Source organism: Roseofilum sp. KMC-1 (genome assembly GCF_057802075.1).
This window is the reverse complement of record NZ_CM173605.1, coordinates 422,366-441,187: the sequence shown is the minus strand read 5'-3', so window position 1 is coordinate 441,187 and position 18,822 is coordinate 422,366. Positions and strand designations below refer to the sequence as shown.

15 protein-coding genes and 1 tRNA gene are annotated in these 18,822 nt (G+C 46.7%); 11 read left to right on the top strand and 5 right to left on the bottom strand.

What is annotated here, in order from left to right; genetic code table 11:
- Nucleotides 1-9: 9 nt before the first annotated feature.
- Complete coding sequence (gene fabI, locus AC3FZD_RS02120) at nucleotides 10-786, bottom strand: enoyl-ACP reductase FabI (protein ID WP_488738548.1); 777 nt, start codon at nucleotides 784-786, stop codon at nucleotides 10-12.
- 340 nt (nucleotides 787-1,126) lie between these two features.
- On the opposite strand from fabI, the gene ntcA reads away from it, so the two are divergent.
- Complete coding sequence (ntcA, locus tag AC3FZD_RS02115) at nucleotides 1,127-1,798, top strand: global nitrogen regulator NtcA (protein ID WP_488738547.1); 672 nt, start codon at nucleotides 1,127-1,129, stop codon at nucleotides 1,796-1,798.
- 94 nt (nucleotides 1,799-1,892) lie between these two features.
- Complete coding sequence (locus AC3FZD_RS02110) at nucleotides 1,893-3,359, top strand: DUF3084 domain-containing protein (RefSeq protein WP_488738546.1); 1,467 nt, start codon at nucleotides 1,893-1,895, stop codon at nucleotides 3,357-3,359.
- Nucleotides 3,360-3,629: 270 nt separating this feature from the next.
- On the opposite strand, the gene AC3FZD_RS02105 is transcribed toward AC3FZD_RS02110, so the two are convergent.
- Nucleotides 3,630-4,571, bottom strand: a complete 942-nt coding sequence (locus AC3FZD_RS02105; RefSeq protein ID WP_488738545.1) for a hypothetical protein — start codon at nucleotides 4,569-4,571, stop codon at nucleotides 3,630-3,632.
- Between the two features lie 111 nt (nucleotides 4,572-4,682).
- Between AC3FZD_RS02105 and AC3FZD_RS02100 the strand changes: the two genes are divergently transcribed.
- The 6 genes from AC3FZD_RS02100 (at nucleotide 4,683) to prmC (ending at nucleotide 11,571) form a co-directional block, all read left to right on the top strand.
- Complete coding sequence (locus AC3FZD_RS02100) at nucleotides 4,683-5,714, top strand: cysteine hydrolase family protein (RefSeq protein ID WP_488738544.1); 1,032 nt, start codon at nucleotides 4,683-4,685, stop codon at nucleotides 5,712-5,714.
- Between the two features lie 369 nt (nucleotides 5,715-6,083).
- Nucleotides 6,084-6,521 (top strand): Hsp20/alpha crystallin family protein, encoded by a 438-nt coding sequence (locus AC3FZD_RS02095; RefSeq protein WP_488738543.1) that lies wholly within the window; start codon nucleotides 6,084-6,086, stop codon nucleotides 6,519-6,521.
- A 314-nt stretch (nucleotides 6,522-6,835) separates the two neighbouring features.
- Nucleotides 6,836-8,677 carry a hypothetical protein gene (locus AC3FZD_RS02090; RefSeq protein WP_488738542.1) on the top strand — a complete coding sequence of 614 codons (1,842 nt, stop codon included), beginning with the start codon at nucleotides 6,836-6,838 and terminating at the stop codon, nucleotides 8,675-8,677.
- A 159-nt stretch (nucleotides 8,678-8,836) separates the two neighbouring features.
- Complete coding sequence (gene hetR, locus AC3FZD_RS02085; RefSeq protein WP_488738541.1) at nucleotides 8,837-9,754, top strand: heterocyst differentiation master regulator HetR; 918 nt, start codon at nucleotides 8,837-8,839, stop codon at nucleotides 9,752-9,754.
- 131 nt (nucleotides 9,755-9,885) lie between these two features.
- The gene (locus tag AC3FZD_RS02080; RefSeq protein ID WP_488738540.1) at nucleotides 9,886-10,680 is read left to right on the top strand and encodes a Tic22 family protein; all 795 of its coding nucleotides are present in this window, start codon (nucleotides 9,886-9,888) and stop codon (nucleotides 10,678-10,680) included.
- Nucleotides 10,681-10,695: 15 nt separating this feature from the next.
- Nucleotides 10,696-11,571 carry a peptide chain release factor N(5)-glutamine methyltransferase gene (prmC, locus tag AC3FZD_RS02075; RefSeq protein ID WP_488738539.1) on the top strand — a complete coding sequence of 292 codons (876 nt, stop codon included), beginning with the start codon at nucleotides 10,696-10,698 and terminating at the stop codon, nucleotides 11,569-11,571.
- 87 nt (nucleotides 11,572-11,658) lie between these two features.
- Here the strand turns inward: prmC and AC3FZD_RS02070 are convergent.
- Nucleotides 11,659-11,739 (bottom strand) — tRNA-Leu (locus AC3FZD_RS02070).
- 139 nt (nucleotides 11,740-11,878) lie between these two features.
- Here AC3FZD_RS02070 and accC point away from each other — a divergent pair.
- Nucleotides 11,879-13,222 (top strand): acetyl-CoA carboxylase biotin carboxylase subunit, encoded by a 1,344-nt coding sequence (gene accC, locus AC3FZD_RS02065; RefSeq protein ID WP_488738538.1) that lies wholly within the window; start codon nucleotides 11,879-11,881, stop codon nucleotides 13,220-13,222.
- Between the two features lie 96 nt (nucleotides 13,223-13,318).
- Here accC and AC3FZD_RS02060 read toward each other — a convergent pair whose 3' ends face one another.
- Nucleotides 13,319-14,956, bottom strand: a complete 1,638-nt coding sequence (locus tag AC3FZD_RS02060; RefSeq protein WP_488738537.1) for a tetratricopeptide repeat protein — start codon at nucleotides 14,954-14,956, stop codon at nucleotides 13,319-13,321.
- A gap of 225 nt (nucleotides 14,957-15,181) precedes the next feature.
- Between AC3FZD_RS02060 and AC3FZD_RS02055 the strand changes: the two genes are divergently transcribed.
- Nucleotides 15,182-16,318: a pentapeptide repeat-containing protein gene (locus AC3FZD_RS02055; protein WP_488738536.1), complete on the top strand. Its 1,137-nt coding sequence runs from the start codon at nucleotides 15,182-15,184 to the stop codon at nucleotides 16,316-16,318.
- Nucleotides 16,319-16,404: 86 nt separating this feature from the next.
- Here AC3FZD_RS02055 and AC3FZD_RS02050 read toward each other — a convergent pair whose 3' ends face one another.
- Nucleotides 16,405-17,334 carry a glycosyltransferase family 2 protein gene (locus AC3FZD_RS02050; protein ID WP_488738535.1) on the bottom strand — a complete coding sequence of 310 codons (930 nt, stop codon included), beginning with the start codon at nucleotides 17,332-17,334 and terminating at the stop codon, nucleotides 16,405-16,407.
- A gap of 196 nt (nucleotides 17,335-17,530) precedes the next feature.
- Between AC3FZD_RS02050 and AC3FZD_RS02045 the strand changes: the two genes are divergently transcribed.
- On the top strand, nucleotides 17,531-18,733 hold the full coding sequence (locus AC3FZD_RS02045; protein WP_488738534.1) for an argininosuccinate synthase: 1,203 nt from the start codon (nucleotides 17,531-17,533) through the stop codon (nucleotides 18,731-18,733).
- The last annotated feature ends 89 nt before the right edge of the window (nucleotides 18,734-18,822 follow it).

Here is an 18,822-nt window from a genome sequence, read left to right as displayed (position 1 = left end):
CAGCTCTGACTACATGCCCATGATTTCATATCCGGCATCCACATAAATAATCTGTCCCGTGATTCCACTGGCGAGATCGCTACAGAGAAAAGCAGCAGTATTTCCCACTTCCGTTTGCGTCACCGTGCGTCGTAGGGGAGCAATTTCTTCTACATGCTTAATCATATCCAAAATGCCGCCAACAGCCGAAGAGGCTAAAGTGCGAATGGGGCCAGAAGAAATAGCATTGACGCGAATATTTTTCGGCCCTAATTCAGCCGCTAAATAACGGACACTCATTTCTAAACCCGATTTAGCGATCCCCATGACATTATAGTTGGGGATCACTTTCACGCCTCCCAAATAACTGAGGGTGACGATAGAACCCCCTTCAGCCATACAAGACTTCGCTTGAGCGCAGAGCTGAGTCAGAGAATAGGTGCTAATTTCCATCGCCTTGAGAAAACCAGCGCGGGTGGTGTCGCTAAACTCTCCACTGAGTTCATCTTTACCCGCAAAAGCTAAGGAATGAATCAGAATATCCAGATGTCCCCATTCTTTTTTCACTGTCTCGAACATCTGGGCCACCTGCTCATCATTTTGCACATCACAGGGCAGAAATAGGCTGGGATTGAGGGGAGAGACTAACTCTTCGACTTTTTTGCGGAAGCGGTCTTTTTCATCGGGTAAATAGGTAATTCCTAAGTTAGCGCCCGCTTGATGGAGTTGTTGGGCGATTCCCCAAGCGATGGAGCGGTTATTGGCAATGCCTAAAATCAGCGCGTTTTTTCCAGTTAAATTGAGCATGATGGTTCGATCGTCAATAGAATCTTGTCTAGATATCCCGCCCCGAACCACAAAAGGTTAGGGTTGGGTATACTGGCATCATCTCATACAGACTGACTGACGGATCTCGGTTGAGGAGATTTTTTTGGGTCGAGTTTTCCCCGAATCGGCAGAGATTGGTTAAACTCATAGCCATCTATCCCAGATTAAGATGGCCCCCTTTATTGAAAAACTCCGTTAAATTTGTTTTAAGACCAGTGGTGGAAGGTGATACACTGCTCACCAGATCACTTGGTTGGAGAGCGGGATTGCTCCGCAACGCTATCGCGATCGCACAGTCACACATTAGAAGTAAGGCAATATGGTACTTAGTGATGACAGACCCCTAGCGGCTATGTTTCGCCAAATGAGTGGCGGTGGTTTTCCCCCAGTGGTGGAAAGCTTTGAGCGTGGTAAAACCATCTTCTTTCCGGGCGATCCAGCCGAGCGGGTTTATTTTCTGCTCAAAGGGGCAGTTAAGCTCTCTAGGGTTTACGAAGCGGGAGAGGAGATTACCGTAGCGCTATTGCGCGAAAATAGTGTCTTTGGGGTGTTGTCCTTGATTACGGGCCATCGCTCAGACCGGTTTTATCATGCTGTGGCGTTTACTCCGGTGGAATTGCTGTCTCTGCCGATCGATCGGGTGGAGAAGACGATTAAGCAAAATCCCGATCTGTCGATGGTGATGCTGCAAGGTCTTTCTTCTCGGATCTTACAAACGGAGATGATGATTGAGACTCTGGCCCACCGGGATATGGGATCGCGACTGGTGAGTTTTTTGTTGATTTTGTGTCGAGATTTTGGGGTTCCTTCGGAGGATGGAATTACGATCGATCTGAAACTTTCTCATCAGGCGATCGCTGAGGCGATCGGCTCTACGCGGGTGACGGTTACTCGTTTGTTGGGAGATTTACGGGGAGAAAAAATGATTTCTATTCATAAGAAGAAGATTACAGTCCATAATCCGGTGGCTTTGAGTCAACAGTTTGCTTAAATTAAACATCCATGGGAATTCTTACAGTTGGGGCGATCGCCTTTACTCTAATGGGCTAGGCTATATCTGGATCTTGGATCGTCTCTAGCTACCCATGACTATTGGTATTATTCTGATTGTCTCGATTTTGTTTTTAGGGGGTTTACTCGCGACTCTGGGCGATCGCCTAGGGACTAAGGTGGGTAAAGCCAGGTTGAGTTTATTTAATCTGCGCCCCCGACAAACGGCTGTTTTAGTCACAATTGTTACGGGAATTTTGATTTCTGGCTCAACTCTAGGCATTCTCTTTGCCATGAGTCAGCCTTTACGCCGAGGGATTTTTGAATATGATGAAACTCAGCGTAAGCTCCGTCAAGCTCGGCGAGAACTTCAGTTTACCCAAGCACAAAAAGCACAGATTGAAATTGATTTAGCTCAGGCACGAGCTGAACGAGAACTGGTACAGCAAAATTTAGATAATCTCAATGCCAGTTTGCAAACCGTTACTGCACAAAAGTTGGCAACAGAAGACAATCTCAAAAAAACCCAAGTCCAATTAAGGGCAATTCAAGGGAACTTTCAGCAAACTCAAGTCCAGTTACGAGAGATTGTGGGCAAGTTTCAACAGGCTCAAGAGCAATTGCAGAAAGTAACTGTTCAAACTCAAGATTTAAGATCGGAGTTGGAGAAATTAAGAACCGAGCGCCAAGAGTTAATTCGTCAGCGAGATGAGGTCAAGTCCCAAATTACTCAACGGGATGAAGAAATTGCTGAACGCAATGAGTTAATTGCCGAGCGCGATCGGGAAATTGAAAATCGAAATAAAGTGATTCAAGAGCGAGAATCCAAATTAAAAGAACTGGAAAATCAACAAAAATTTTTGGAGCGACAAGTCCGAATTTTTGAGCAATATTATCAAGATTACCAATATTTACGGCAAGCCAATTTAGCTTTATTGCAAGGACAAATTCTAGCTTCTGCGGTGGTCGAAGTTCTCGATCCTCAAGGGTCTGTGCAAGTGGTTAATCGGTTATTAGAGATTGCGAATCAGTTTGCTAGAGACGAGGTGAAACCAGGAACTGGAGAAATAAATGAGCAAGTGATTCAAGTGACTCCAGAGCAAGTGGAACGATTAAAAGAACAAATTTCTGATGGTCAAGAATATGCGGTGAGGTTATTATCGGCAGGTAACTATATTCGCGGGGAATCTAATGTGGAGATTTTTGTGGATGTGGCTTTAAATCAAGTGGTGTTTGAATCGGGAGAAGTGATCGCCACAGGAATAACCAATGGTGCAACCATGAGTGAAGAGGAATTAATCGAGCAAATTGAGACTTTAATTGAGTCTTGTCGTTTTCGGGCCCGTCGAGGAGGAATTTTAGAAAATCACTTACAAGTAGGGGATGGATCGCCAGAAACGTTGATGAATTTTGTGCAGAAAATTAGAGAAAATCCCACTCAAATAACGATTCAAGCGATCGCCTCGGAAACAATCTATACCGCAGACCTGCTACGGATTGATTTAGTGGCTTTCGCAGAGAATGAAGAACTATTTCGCACTTCTTCTCCAGAATCTCCGTAGAACAGAGTGCTAGTTCCTGCGATCGCGCTCAACCCCTATCTGCAATAGCACTGGCTAAAATACCCAAAATTTTATTCACATCTTTGAGATAATATTCACTGACATCAATACTCAAGATAAATATTGCTTTGCTCGAATGTAGTTAAGCCAAAATCTTGCTTTACTTTTGCTAAGGTGAATTCACGATAAGACATGATAAAATCTCATAGGGTTTAGAATGGAGCGAGTTCTAGGGTGAATCCAGAGCCGATCGCTTCAGCCCAACTCAGGTTAAAAATCGATCTTGCGTGAGGAGGCAGCGATCGCTTTCCCTTTGATAGTAGCAGCAGGGGGCGGAAGTTGCGATCGCAGCCACATTTGCACCTGATACTGAAGTCGATTGAGTAGTATTTTCCACGCTGGATCAGTGGAGGGAGCGGGAGGAAGTAGGGGTAAAGAGGGTTGATAGGGTTTGATGTAGGCGCGAATATGAATACCTGAATAAACCAGAGGATCGCTACAGTGGGGACATTCCAGACCTTCAAACATCACTCGACCTTGTTTTTGCGCTAGTTTTTCTGATCCGGTTAAATAGGCAAATAAATCTTGAGGAGGAAGGTGTTTTAGGGGACGCTTACAACTGCTACACCAAAATCGAGGATGCGATCGCAGTCGTTTCATCACTGCGGTAGAAAAAGGAATACTGATTAACCCACCGGAAATAAAAGCAGCTAACGTAGCCAAACCCGAAGGCCCCGTTATGGACTGTACCAAAATCAACACTAGAGGTAGAGCCACTAACGCCGTACACCACAGCACCACCTCCGCTAAATCCGAACTTAAAAGAACAAAACTGATAAAGGTAGCAATACAGCCGATCATCACCAAAATCGCCACCCCCACATAGGCCGCGGGAGAAACGGCAGCTACGAGTAACATTAAAGACGAGACTAAACAAAATGACCCCCAATAGACCTGTTGATAGGCTTGACTATATTTGGGTGTGCCTTTATACGGATACCAGAAAAAATCAAGCGGTTTTTGGGAACGACCCTGGGGTTTAATCAGCACTGGCACTCGACCGATGCGATAGGCTTTAAAATACATGAGTGCAGCAAGCAGAAATCCCAAACTGGTTACCAAGCTAATCATACTCAGTTGCAGGGGAATGGCGGCGATCAGGTTAGGGTAACTCTCAAGTCTGAGCAGTCCGGTTAAACTGAAATCGGTCATAGGAGGATTTAGGTTAAGAAGATCTCTGGAGGGTGTAGCTGAATTTTAGGAGAATTTGGGGATCAGTGCCAAATTTTCATCCCATTTTGCTGTTAATTTCTGAGAGGTTCGATGGTGGTTGAATATTCTATTCCGACTTTTTTTAACCCTGATAAAGTATCTGAAGTTTGGCGAGTGCCTTATCAGGAACGAGCAGAACAAGCTCGATCTTGGGCCCAAGAGCAGGGGATTTTGCCCGCTTCGGAGGATCGCCTGCGGGTTTGCCTCTTGGCGATCGATGTGCAAAATACCTTTTGTTTACCAGAGTTTGAGTTATTTGTTGGGGGTGCATCGGGAAATGGCGCGGTGGAAGATAACCAACGCTTGTGTGAGTTTATTTATCGCAATTTGGGAACCCTGACGGCGATCGCCCCTACCCTCGATACCCACACTGCCATGCAAATTTTCCATCCTCTGTTTTGGATTAATGAGGCTGGAGAGCATCCTACCCCTGCGGTAACCAACATTACCCTAGAAGCGGTTCAGCAAGGTCAGTGGAAAGCGAATCCTGCTGTAGCCCAGTCTATCATGGGCGGCGATCCACAGAGCCTACAAGCTTATGCCTTACATTATGTGCAAACTCTCAGCGATGAGGGCAAATATCCCCTCACCGTTTGGCCCTATCATTCTATGTTAGGAGGCATTGGCCATGCCTTAGTTTCCTCCGTAGAAGAGGCGATTTTTTTCCATAATTTGGTGCGTTATAGCCAAACCTTATTCGATCTCAAGGGAAGTCATCCCTTAACCGAGAATTATTCTGTATTGCGTGCAGAAGTCTTAACCGGAGTGGATGGAGAAAAAATTGCTTCTAAAAATGAGTCATTTCTCCATACCCTGTTCAGTTTCGATCGCCTAATTATTGCCGGTCAAGCCAAAAGTCATTGCGTCGCTTGGACAGTTTCTGACCTGCTAACGGAAATTTTAGCCCGCGATCCCCAATGGGCCCAAAAAGTCTATCTATTAGAAGATTGTACATCCCCCGTGGTCGTCCCTGGAGCCGTCGATTTTACAGCACAAGCCGATGCTACCTTTGCACGATTCGCTGCTGCGGGGATGCATCGAGTCCTATCTACCCAACCTGTGGAAACTTGGCCCCAGTGGTAAGTCCAAAATCCGCAGATTGGGGAAATGTGGCTCTTGTTGAGTCTCACGAACTGGGCGGACATTGCGATCGCCCTTTAGCAGAAAACCGAACTTAGGTTCTTGATTGATTTCGCTAATCTAAGAGTAAGAACAAGCAAAAACCAAGTAACTCAAGGGTTGTTTCATGCCTCTATGAGAGTTATATTATTTTCTAGAATTCTCTTGATGTTCCAGCCGATTCCTAAACTTAGGAATCGGCTTTTTTTGTTCTTCACAAAGAAGTTCGGAGACTTCCATCAACCGAGGGAGAAAAACCGAACCTGACATTTAGAAAAAGTTTGTTAGATTGAATTCATCCAAACCAGATCAGTCTTTGAGGAGGTTAACATTATGCCTTTAGTTCGTTGGGAACCTTTCCGGGAAATCGATACCCTACAACGCCAAATGAATCGCTTATTTGATGATTTAGTCCCCAAAGAAGCCCTCTATAATCAAGGAGCTTTCCTCCCGGCTGCTGAACTTCATGAAACCCCTGAAGCCTTTGAAATTAAATTAGAAGTGCCAGGCATGAAACCGGAAGACCTGGACATTCAAGTAACGGCTGAATCCGTTTCCATTTCCGGTGAACGGCGCAGCCAAACCAAAACCGAAGAAAAAGGGGTAACTCGCTCTGAGTTTCGCTATGGTCAGTTTCAACGAATCATCCCCTTGCCGAACCGCATTCAAAACAATAATGTTGAAGCAGAATATAAGGATGGTATTTTGCACTTGACCTTACCCAAAGTTGAAGAAGAACAACACAAAGTCGTCAAAGTTAAAGTCGGTTAGTTCTCTCCAAACTTTGCTTTAAATAGCTTATAGTCAATCCCCCTTTTGACCCGATCAAAAGGGGGATTTTTAATCAACTCTTTTAAGAAGCAAGATTTACTCATTCCCTTTTCATTCGGTCTAAAGGGGATGGGGGGATGGGGAGATGGGGGGATGGGGGGATGGGGAGATGGGGAGATGGGGAGATGGGGAGATGGGGGGATGGGGGGAAAAAATAACAGATTGGGTAGCGCTTTGAGCCATTTTAGCTATCGTTAAAAACAGTCATTAATGCACCTCATAGCAGAGGAAACTGCTGTAATTAGCTGAAATTTATGAAATTGCTCAAACGCTCTACCCTCACTCTCCTATTCCTCGGTTTGCTCACCGGGACTCATCCCACCCCCTCCATTGAACACCAATCCCCCGTTTCTGCTTCTGAAACATCTAACTTTGAAGCCAGAAGTTTAGCCCTACGGCAACAGATTGCCGCCCAAGACTTAGAAGAGCTAGAAACTTGGTGGCAAAAGCGAGGTATAGGTGACCCCCATAAATACCTTCTACCGGTCATCCTTGCCCGTCTATCGCTTCCTAGAGAATATAATGCCGAAACGACCTGGCAAGCCCTACAACGGCTCAATGAAGCCAAAAATAGCCTCTATCACTTCCGCAGTATTTTTGATGTTCGTATCCTGTTTCAATTTGGGGCAGATTTACTCCCAGCCTTAGAAGCGGACTATCGCAGCCAACTTGACAGCAAGCGGGTACAACAGTGGGGTGAGGGAGGAACCGAGAATCATATGTTTATGCAGCGCGTTTCCGGGTTAGCCTTAATGGATGGTAGCGATTGGCCGGTGGCTTATCCGGCAACTGAAGCCAGCAATGAGGCATGGTTGCGATCGGAAATTAACAAGTTTCTCACCATTGGCCAAGGGGAATTTCACTCATCTACCTATTATGGCTATTCGATCGCCGGATTACTCAATCTCTATGACTTTGCCCAAACCCCAGAGCGCAAAGCCTTAGCTAAAGCTGCCCTAGACTGGTTCGCCACCAACATGGCTCTACGGTTAAGTTGGGGAACCGCAGGCGGTGCAGAAAGTCGCGGATTTGACCGAGGAACCTGGGATGAGAGCGAATTAGCCGCCGTGGCTTGGGTGTGGTGGGGAGATAACCCAGAAACAGCTAAACGGATGCAATCGAGTGCCGCGAGGGTGGGACTTCCGGCCGCCTTGAGTACCTATCGCCCTCCCGAACATTTAAGGAACATTGCCCAGAAAAAAATTACCCTACCCTTTGAACTCAAAGCCAGCCATCCCGCTTACTATTCCTATCATCAAGATAATCAATTTTGGGAAACCTTCTATATCACTCCAGATTACAGTTTAGGTACATTAATTAATCCTCGTCGATCCTATCAAGTTCAAGGTACAATTAATGCTCAATATGCCACCTATAAATTAGTGGTTCGAGACCCCAAAGGCCAAAACAATGCTGTGATCTCCCTAGGGGGAACCTACCACAGTCCCATGGCTACCGGGAGTTCGCCGGGCGATCAATATTGGCAACACCAAGGAACGGTTCTCTATCAACTGAGACTCTCTCCCGAAGATCTGGCCGCTGGAGTCCCCCCCTTATCCCATCTCGTTTTACCATCGCGCTATGGGCAACCTCAACCCTATCAAGGCTGGTATATTTGGCAAATCGAAAATACTTGGTTGTTAGCCCATCCTTGGGGAGACCGTATTGAATGGCGCTCATCCGTCTCCGACAAGAGACAAGCATCAGACTATCAAGTGCTGGCGGCCCATGGCATCAATACGGCTTGGATTACTGAAATCATTTCTACTGAAGATTATCCTGACTTCAGGCAACTGACACAAGCCTTAGACCAAAGACAGCCGCAGTTAAGCCAAACCCGTTTAAGCTACCAGAGCTTACCTAAACCGAGCGAACAGGTTTTAGAGTCGGCCCAATTATCCTTAACTTATGTGCCTAAAAGGGGTAAAGGCCAAGGTACAATAAAAAATAGGGTGCAAAACTTTAATAACTGGCCAGTCCTGGACTCCCCATTAATCCAACAATCCTTAAACAAAGGCAGTTTAGAATATGAAAGTGGCGATCGCCTTTGGCAGTTGCAAAGTACACCCACGGGCCCCCGATGGCGCACGGATTAGGACATGCAGAGATTGGCCCTTCCCTATTCCCTATTCCCTATTCCTGACGATCATGAGTTAGGATAAGGGTACTTAAGCTTATCCTAACTGTGGTAAGCGCCCTGTTTTTGCTCCTCAATTCCTTCTCTCTTGTTAACCTTGCCGGATTTTAGAAGTGATATGACTAATGAAAATGATCTGATCAAACGTCTTAGTCCCAGTGCGATGGATCAGATCCTGTTATATCTAGCCTTTATTGCTATGAGGAATAGTGGCCATCGCCATGGAGCTTTCTTAGATGCTGCGGCTACTGCGGCTAAATGCGCGATTTATACTACCTATATGGAGCAGGGGCAAAACTTGCGGATGACTGGGCATCTGCACCACATTGAACCCAAGCGAGTTAAAGTCATTGTTGAAGAAGTCCGGCAAGCCCTTACTGAAGGAAAACTGCTGAAGATGTTGGGGTCTACGGAACCCCGCTATCTGATTCAATTCCCTTATGTTTGGATGGATAAATATCCTTGGCAACCGGGAAAATCTCGTGTTTTGGGTAATAATTTGGTCTTGGAAGAAAAACAAGATATTGAATCTAAACTGCCTCCCCATCTCCCCGATGCCCAAGTGATTCCCTCATTCCAGTTTATGGATCTGATTGAATATTTGCATACGCGATCGCAACAAGACTCGAGTTTTCCGGCTGACCGACAACTTCCCTTAAGTGAAGCTTTAGCTGAACATATTAAACGCCGTCTGATGTATTCGGGTACAGTCACCCGTATTGATGTCCCCTGGGGAATGCCCTACTATGCCCTCACCCGCTCCACCTATACTCCCATCGATCAGGAAGAGCGCAAATATGTCTTAGTCGAAGATACCGCCCGCTATTTCCAGATGATGCAAGAGTGGGCAGAAAGTCCGACAGAACAGAAGCCCCGCGTCATGCGTATCCTGGAAGAAATGGATATTCCCCCAGAACGGTATGAACAAGCGATGGAAGAACTCGATGAAGTAATCCGGGCTTGGGCTGACCGCTACCATGAGGAAGGGGGCAAACCGATGGTACTTCAGATGGTGTTTGGCCCCCTAGAGCCTTAGAGGTTTTGGAACTCAAAGGAAGTGGCCTAAGTCAAGAAAATAGTGTCTGTAAGCTGGCACAGAATTACGATTCCACCTAAGATTTAGGGTGGAATATCTATGTAAATGGATAAAGATTGAGGTAAAGAAGATTGATTAAATCATTGGTTCAGTGGGGAAGTCGCGTCAGTTTAATGGGAACTTTGCTGTTGAGTCCTGTGCTGGGAGTGAGTTTGATCCCCTCGGTGGCTGTTGCGATTCCGGAAGCGCAAATACAGGAAAAGTTATCTGGTATTCCAGTTTATGCGATTAGTGATGAAAATGGGGTGTTGCTTACGGTTTCAGTTCCTCGCGATCAAGAAAATCCCGATGGGGACAGAATTTCCTTAACCCGTGTGTTTATCAGTGCAGGGGATGCCGAAAGCTTTTTAGCTGAGGTGCGGCAAAAGAATCCTGAGATTCCTCAAGGGATGGATGCACGGGCAATTCCCTTAAGTGAGGTGTATAAGTTGCACCAACAATACAAGGATACTGAAGAGCCGTTGATTTTTGAGTTTCAACCCAAGGATGAACAGGTGGCACAAGCTCGCACGGTGTTACAAGAACAGGGAGAAGCTGAGTTAGCGAGTCAGTTTCGGGGTGTGCCTCTGTTTATGGCTAAAGCGGGGGAAGATCAGGGCTATTTGACGATTCAAAGTGGCGATCGCCAAGCGGTTTTGGCCTTTTTTGACCATGGAGACCTGGAGGAAGCCTTAGCAGAGTATAAAAAGCAGAATAATAATGCCAATTCCCAAGTTGCGATCCAAGTGACGACTCTAGAGCGGTTGATGGATTTGTTGATTACCGAGGACGATCCATTGCTGCAAAAGATAGAGTTAATTCCGACACCAGAATCTCGTGATTTTCTGCGGCAGGAAATGGAACGCCGCCGTCAGTCTGGAAATTAAGGCAACTCCTCAGTGATGGTTTCGGGATTAGAGTTGTTGGTGTGGCGAAAACAGGCACAACAGGAGGCGATCGCCGCGAAAATCCCCCCGTCTGAGGTGGATTGGTTGCTGCGATCGCTCTCTAGTCTCGATGCTCTCAGTTTACGCCTGGAGTTGTTTCAGTCTATTCCAGATATCCCCTTGTCTCGTCCCTGGTGGGAAATTAAGCACCTTTGGCAACAGCGAATTGAGGCTAGGGTTCCTCTCCAATATTTGATTGGTCAATTGAGTTGGCGCGATTTAAACCTCCAGGTGGCTCCTGGGGTATTAATTCCTCGCCCAGAAACAGAGCTGTTAATTGATTTAGCACTGGCTTCTAGTGTGGCTCACAGGGCTGGAGATTGGGCAGATTTGGGTACAGGAAGCGGGGCGATCGCCATCAGTTTAGCTCAAAGTTTACCTGAAGTTACCCTTCATGGGGTAGATCGCAGTTCAGAAGCCTTGGCGATCGCCCGCAGAAATGCTGCTAACTCTCCCTTTAGCGATCGAATTCAGTTTTATCAGGGCTACTGGTTTACGCCCCTAGAGCATCTCAAAGGTCAACTGGTTGCCATGGTGTCTAACCCTCCCTATATTCCTACCAGCCTAATTCACCAGTTAGAACCCGAAGTTGCCCACCATGAACCCCATCTTGCCCTTGATGGCGGCTCAGACGGCTTAGACTGTATTCGTACCCTCGTTAGGGCTGCTCCTGACTATTTGCAACCCGGAGGATTATGGCTGGTGGAAATGATGGCAGGGCAAGCCGAACCAGTGCAACGATTACTGGTTGAGAATGGCAATTACCACCCGATTGAAATCCATAAGGACTTAGCCGGGATTGAACGCTTTGCCCTGGCTTATGTCAATTAAAAATTAAAAATTAAAAATGGGGAGTAATGATACCTAATTTTAAGGGCGACAAACTTTTCGCCCCTATAAGATTGGTCATTTTATTAATGCGGATGGCGAGACTCGAACTCGCAAGGACAAGCCACACGCCCCTCAAACGTGCGCGTATACCAATTCCGCCACATCCGCTTGGAACTTGTGAGGGTCGCTCACAGTTTTTTATAGTAGCATAAGTAAACAGCGATCGCACCCATTCACAAAAAAGATCTTCCAGAAAGGCCCCCAATCCTCCTATTCTAACTGCATATATCACCGAAAAAACTGGAAGATGACCTTTTCAAAAATCCTGATTGCCAACCGAGGAGAGATTGCCCTTCGCATCCTCCGCACCTGTGAAGAACTCGGCATCGCCACCGTTGCCGTTCATTCCACCATTGACCGCCATGCCCTCCATGTACAGTTAGCCGATGAAGCCGTCTGTATTGGAGAACCCAATAGCAGCAAAAGCTATCTCAATATTCCCAACATTATTGCTGCTGCCCTCACTCGCCACGCCACTGCCATTCATCCGGGCTATGGCTTCCTGGCCGAAAATGCCAAATTTGCCGAAATTTGTGCTGACCACCAAATTACCTTTATCGGCCCCACCCCAGAAGCCATGCGAGCCATGGGGGATAAATCTACCGCTAAAGCCACCATGCAAAAGGCTAAAGTCCCTACTGTACCCGGTAGTGAGGGACTCTTAGCCAATGAACAGGAAACCCTCTCGGTTGCTCGTCAAATTGGCTATCCTGTCATGCTCAAAGCCACTGCTGGGGGAGGGGGCCGGGGGATGCGCCTGGTTCGGGATGAGAGCCAACTGATCAAGCTGTTCCGAGCCGCTCAAGGGGAAGCGGAAGCTGCCTTTGGTAATGCTGGGGTATATCTAGAAAAATTTATTGAAAATCCCCGCCATATTGAATTTCAAATTTTGGCTGACTCCTATGGTAATGTCATTCACTTAGGGGAGCGGGAATGTTCCATTCAAAGACGGCATCAAAAACTGCTAGAAGAATCCCCTAGCCCCGCCCTAACGCCCAAATTGCGGCAAAGAATGGGAGACGCTGCTATTAAAGCTGCGCGTTCAATTCACTACACGGGGGCGGGAACAATCGAGTTTTTACTCGATCAATCGGGGAATTTCTACTTCATGGAAATGAATACCCGGATTCAAGTTGAACATCCAGTTACGGAAATGGTGACCGGGCTGGATCTGATTGCTGAACAAATCCGTATTGCCCAAGGGGAAAAGTTATCTTTAAGTCAAAAAGAGGTTCAATTCAGAGGTCATGCGATCGAATGTCGGGTGAATGCTGAAGATCCCGATCATAATTTCCGTCCCCATCCGGGGCGCATTAGTGGCTATCTCGTTCCTGGGGGGCCTGGTGTGCGGTTTGATTCCCATGTCTATACGGATTACGAAATTCCCCCCTATTATGATTCCCTGATTGGTAAACTGATTGTTTGGGGGCCCGATCGAGATAGCGCTATTCGTCGCATGAGACGCGCTCTGCAAGAATGCGCGATTACCGGTGTACCGACAACCATTGGCTTTCACCAGAAAATTCTGGAAACTTCGGCTTTCTTAGAGGGAAATGTGTACACCAATTTTGTTGAACAGCACTTTGGCTAATTGGCTCAATCTCCCCATTTCTGAGGTGGGGATGGGGTAATATCAAGTCCAATTGAACAATTGTCATTGCGACGGCAGGGAAGCAATAGAATTGAGTTATTGCTTGCGGCTGAGACTTTGTAAGCCTTGGCGGGCGGTTTCTTGTTCTGGCTCTAGTTTTAGGGCTTCTTGAAAGGCTTGGGCAGCATCGGCATTCCGACCGGCTTTTTGTAAGATTACGCCTAGTGCTGCCCAGACACTGGCATTTTGGGGGGCAAGACGCACGGCTTGAGCGTAGGAATAAATGGCACTTTCGTATTGATTGAGAGAACCATAGGTTACGGCTTGATTGTACCAGCCGAGGAAGGAGGTTTCATCTAGGGCGATCGCCTGTCGAGCTGAGTCTAAAGCGCGATCGTATTCTTTTAAATACCATAATGCTACACTGCGATTAGCCCATCCATCGGCATTATCCGGCTGATAGCGTAGGGCTTGATCGTAGGCTCCTACAGATTCTACATATTTTTGCAGCGATCGCAACACTCGACCCCGATTGAGCCAAGCTTGTACATAATCCGGTTGCAGTTGCAGAGCGCGACCAATGGAGTCTAAACTTTGGTCATAGTCTTCTAAATACCAGAGCGTCACCCCTCGGTTATTCCAAGCTTCAGAAAAATCGGGACGAAATCCCACCGCGCGGTTAGCTGCGACTAATCCTTGTTCGAGTTGCCCCTGTTGAGTATAGGCGATGGTGAGTTGATTCCAAGCTGTGGCAATGCCCATTTCCCCCCAAATTCCATCTCCTTTCAGTGCCGCTTCACAGGCTTTGATGGCTTCTTCATAGCGTTGAAGCTTGTTGAACGTTTCGCATTGCCGGACAAGAGCTAAGGTAGAATCAGCTTGTAGAGCTAAGGCTTGAGTGTAGGAATTGAGCGCTTCTAAATCTTCCCCCATCTCATTTAATGCTATTCCCTGCTGAATCCAAGCCTGGAGATTTTGGGGATTATGATTTAAAGCTTGATCGTAAGCGGCGATCGCCCCTTCTGCCAAATCACTCTGATTTAAAGCCACCCCTAAATATTGCCATGCCAGGGTTTCCGACTCCGGTTGCCAATTATCATTAATATCAAGAGCAGCTTGACAAGCGCCAATGGCATCCTGATATTGTTCCAACTCCAGCAGCGCCCCACATTTATAGGTTAAAACCAGGGAAGACTCCGGTTCTAAATTCAGGGCGCGATCGTAAGAAGTGACCGCATTTTGATATTCTTGGAGGGCAACCAGAGCCAAACCGCGCTGTACCCAAGCCATGACTGGATTTTCCTGTCCCCAATTGGTATCTAAGCGCAGTGCTTCTTCACAAGCTTCTAGGGCATCTTCATAGCGCTCTAACTTCAGGAGCGCCTGACAGCGATAGGTAAATGCGCGGGAAAACTTGGGTTCTAAACGAGCAGCCGTATCTGCGGAGGCAATGGCTTCAGCATAGCGATTTTGTTGTAGTAAAATACGACTGCGATCGGCCCAAACTTGAGCATCTTTTGGTCTCATCAGCAGTGCCTGCTCGCAAGCTTCCAGCATTTTACCCCCATCTTCATCTACTGACAAACTACATAAATTCGCCCAATAGTCAAAATCTGCCAGTTGACGAAAAGGATTGAGAAATTCCAGTTGTGCATTGACTCGACTGGGAAAACCGCAAATGATTCCCAGCATTACCCCAGAAAGAGCAACCCAAAATCGTCGTTTACTGCTCACGTTCACCGAACTCCACCTAGCTGACGCTTTATGAATTTTTATCGTATTTTCCAACAAGTTTTGCCCTCATCCCCCAACCCCTTCTCCCACAGGAGAAGGGGAGAAGTCCCTCTCCCTGGGGAGAGGGATATAGGGAGAGGGCACAATTTCCTAAAACGATTTGTCCTGTTCCTCTTCATTTTTGCCCTATCTCCAACTTCTGCACAAGCTTTTAGATCTAGAGATATGGAACAACTGCGACGCACTCGCGACTGCGATCGCTGTAATCTAGAATCTGCTCCCTTACAACGGGCATTCCTTCGCGATAGTAACCTATCGGGAGCCAACTTAAAACAGGCACAACTCCAACAAGCCGATCTTCGGGGTGCATTTTTACGCCGAGCCAACCTTGAAGGAGCCAATCTCCGAGGGGCAGATTTGCGGGGGGCAGATCTCAGTTATGCTAATCTTGCCAGAGCCAATTTACGCCATGCCCGCTTAGATGAGGATACCCTAATCGACTCCAAATGGCGATTAGCTTGGGAATTAATTCATCAAGGCGCAGAAAATCGGGATTTAGCAGGAGTGGATTTATCGGGGGCAAACCTGAGCCGCACTAACTTAGAAAATGCCAATTTAGAGGGGGCAAACTTACAAGGAGCATCCTTACAAGGAGCGCGGTTAGTGGGCGCGAATTTAGAGCAAACCAATCTGCAAAATGCCAATTTATTTATTGCTGACTTAAGGAATTCTTCCCTACAAGAAACTAATCTTGAAAACACCGATAGCGTCATTGCTGATTTCCGTCGCGCGTTTTTAGATCGAGCCAATTTTAATCGCGCTAACCTGCAAGGAGCGCTGTTAAGTGAAACTGATTTAAGGAGTTCTAGCTTTGTACAAGCCAATCTCCGCAATGCCGATCTAGAGTCTGCTATTTTAGAAGGGGCAAATCTCCAAGGAGCCGATCTATTTACTGCTAATCTGAGAAATACAGAATTAGGGGAAATTATCCTGCGTAAGGTGAATTTAGCGGGAATCGATCTGCGCGATGCTAATTTTCAGAATACTCGCTTAATTCAACTCAACTTTACTGGAGCAAGGTTGAGTAATGCCAATTTTGAGAATGCCTTTATCTTGAGTTCTAGTTTCCAAGATGCAAATTTAATGGGCGCTAATTTCCGTAATGCTGAATTGCGCCATACGAGTTTCCGCAATGCCAATTTAGAAGGGGCAGATTTCCGCGATATTGTGCTGTTGAATGTGGATTTACGAGGCGCGATTTTATGGAATGTTTCAACGGAAAATATTAGACTCATAAGAACTAATTTTTGTCAAGCAATTTTACCCGATGGTAAACCCGGCTATTGTTGGCACACGCGCTAGGTAGTACATTTAAAAATTAAAAATTAAAAATTAAAAATTAAGAACAAGACTGCTCTTGAGTCTTTCAATGGCTATCAAGTCCTAATCTATTCCCTATCCGCATAAGCAGCATAAACGCCCTGGACATTGTACCAATTGAGGAAAATGCGGGCGATTTCGAGAGCCAATTGGGGTTTTCCGCGATCGATTAACCCTTGCAACAGGGGAGCCATTGTCCGCTCATTCAGCCTTCCCCCTAATGATAAAACGCCCCATAAAATTCGATGTATCCAAGTCATTTGGATCATCATTCGTACTTCCCAAGTGGGATGTTTTTTATAGAATAAAACGCCCATGCGTCCGCGCTGAATTTCTTGGTCAATCATGCGAGGAATTTGCTCTAGACTAAAGGGAGGATGCCAGTGATAACCGACGGCTTGGGGACATTTAATCAGTTTAAGTCCGAGATTTTTTAGCCGCACTCCTAATTCTAAGTCTTCCCAACCATAGAGTTGAAATTGGGTGTCAAAGAGTCCCGCTTTTTCTAACCAATGGCGGGCGATTGCCACATTCCCGGTCGCAAAATAGGCGGCCGAGAAGTCTGTGATCTTGTAGGGTTCTGAGGTCGGCTCGTCAAAATTGCAGGTATTAATCACTGCTCCATAGGTGAACAGGCGATCGCTCCTTAACTTCTCCTCTCCCTCCCGCAAGGCTTGTGCATGGCAGCTTAAGAAGGTTTCCGTCACCACCAGATCGCTATCAATAAAAATAATGATATCGCCCTGAGCCTCCTTGACCCCCAAATTCCGGGCAGCAGCCGGCCCTTGATGCTCCTGCACCAACCAACGCACATGGGGCAGTTGTTCCCGCTCTTCCTCTAACCAGGCTAAAGTGCGATCGCTCGAACCATCATCAACCACCACCACCTCATAACCCTGGATTTGGCGATCGCTCAACTGCTGATTCTCCAGCGCTCTCAAGCACTTTTGCAGAATCGGCAACCGGTTGTAGGTGGGAATCACAACAGTGAAGAACATAGACAACGAACAATGAACAATTAACAAGGAATAATGAACAATAATGCACACTCTCCACTCTAGCGCGATGATAGGGGAGATGGGGAGATGGGGAGATGGGCCATTACCCCTATCCCAAAAATGTTTAATTTTTAATTTTTAATTTTTAATTGAGCAGATACAATAGCCGGTTAGTGTTTTTAGGGTGAATAAACCTATGGGTCGTGCCAAGAAAGTTGTTTTAGCCTATTCTGGAGGGGTAGATACCTCCGTTTGTATTCCCTATCTGATGAATGAATGGGGAGTTGAAGAAGTGATTACCTTGGCGGCAGATCTGGGACAAGGGGATGAATTGGAACCCATCCGCAAAAAAGCTCTTGATTCTGGAGCGAGTGTATCCCTGGTCGCAGATGCAACAGAAACCTTTGTAAAAGAGTATGGGTTTCCCGCTATTCAAGCCAATGCCTTGTATGAAAATCGCTATCCCTTATCCACGGCTTTAGCGCGGCCATTGATTGCTAAACTGCTGGTGGAAGCAGCAGAGGAATATGGCGCAGATGCGATCGCCCATGGATGTACGGGTAAAGGCAATGACCAGGTGCGCTTTGATGTGGCCATTGGCGCACTCAACCCCAACTTGAAAATCCTCGCTCCGGCAAGGGAATGGGGTTTTTCTCGCGAACAAACCATTGAATATGGGGAAAAATGCGGCATTCCTGCGCCAGTGAAGAAGAAATCCCCCTATAGTATTGACCGTAACTTATTAGGGATGGCGATCGAAGCGGGCGTTCTGGAAGATCCCTATGCAGAGCCTCCAGAAGAGATTTATCAGATGACTAAGGCGATCGCCGACACCCCCAATGAACCGGAATATGTCGAGATTGGCTTTGAAAAAGGGGTTCCGGTTGCCCTCAATGGTCAGGCGATCGATCCGGTAGCTTTAATTACCCAACTCAATCAAATGACCGGAAACCACGGTATCGGTCGCATTGACATGATTGAAAATCGTCTGGTGGGAATTAAATCTAGGGAAATTTATGAAACCCCGGCTCTATTAGTTTTGATCCATGCTCACCGGGATTTAGAAAGCTTAACCCTCACGGCGGATGTCACCCAATATAAGCGAGGAATTGAGCAAACCTACAGTCAATTGGTCTATAACGGTCTCTGGTTCTCTCCCCTGAAAGGAGCCTTAGATGGCTTTATCGCCAATACCCAAGAGCGGGTAACCGGTACAGTACGGGTAAAACTGTTCAAAGGTTCAGCTACCATCGTCGGCCGCAAATCTGAGAATAGTCTTTATAGTCTAGATTGGGCCACTTACGGCGAAGAAGACGTATTTGACCATAAAGCGGCTGAAGGCTTTATCTATGTTTGGGGACTCCCCACCCGGTTATGGTCTCAGCAAACGAGAGGCTAGGGGAATAGGGGAATGGGGGAGTGGGGAGAAATTGCCTATTCCCTATTCCCTGTTCCCTATTCCCTGTTCCCTATTCCCTGTTCCCTGCG

Excerpts from the sequence above, each read along its gene's own strand:
- hetR (WP_488738541.1), top strand. The coding sequence starts at position 8,837 with ATGACTAATGAAAATGATCTGATCAAACGTCTTAGTCCCAGTGCGATG.
- AC3FZD_RS02105 (WP_488738545.1), bottom strand. The coding sequence starts at position 4,571 with ATGACCGATTTCAGTTTAACCGGACTGCTCAGACTTGAGAGTTACCCT.
- AC3FZD_RS02110 (WP_488738546.1), top strand. The coding sequence starts at position 1,893 with ATGACTATTGGTATTATTCTGATTGTCTCGATTTTGTTTTTAGGGGGT.
- AC3FZD_RS02050 (WP_488738535.1), bottom strand. The coding sequence starts at position 17,334 with ATGTTCTTCACTGTTGTGATTCCCACCTACAACCGGTTGCCGATTCTG.
- accC (WP_488738538.1), top strand. The coding sequence starts at position 11,879 with ATGACCTTTTCAAAAATCCTGATTGCCAACCGAGGAGAGATTGCCCTT.
- ntcA (WP_488738547.1), top strand. The coding sequence starts at position 1,127 with ATGGTACTTAGTGATGACAGACCCCTAGCGGCTATGTTTCGCCAAATG.
- AC3FZD_RS02090 (WP_488738542.1), top strand. The coding sequence starts at position 6,836 with ATGAAATTGCTCAAACGCTCTACCCTCACTCTCCTATTCCTCGGTTTG.
- AC3FZD_RS02055 (WP_488738536.1), top strand. The coding sequence starts at position 15,182 with ATGGAACAACTGCGACGCACTCGCGACTGCGATCGCTGTAATCTAGAA.
- AC3FZD_RS02095 (WP_488738543.1), top strand. The coding sequence starts at position 6,084 with ATGCCTTTAGTTCGTTGGGAACCTTTCCGGGAAATCGATACCCTACAA.
- AC3FZD_RS02045 (WP_488738534.1), top strand. The coding sequence starts at position 17,531 with ATGGGTCGTGCCAAGAAAGTTGTTTTAGCCTATTCTGGAGGGGTAGAT.
- fabI (WP_488738548.1), bottom strand. The coding sequence starts at position 786 with ATGCTCAATTTAACTGGAAAAAACGCGCTGATTTTAGGCATTGCCAAT.
- prmC (WP_488738539.1), top strand. The coding sequence starts at position 10,696 with ATGGTTTCGGGATTAGAGTTGTTGGTGTGGCGAAAACAGGCACAACAG.
- AC3FZD_RS02100 (WP_488738544.1), top strand. The coding sequence starts at position 4,683 with ATGGTGGTTGAATATTCTATTCCGACTTTTTTTAACCCTGATAAAGTA.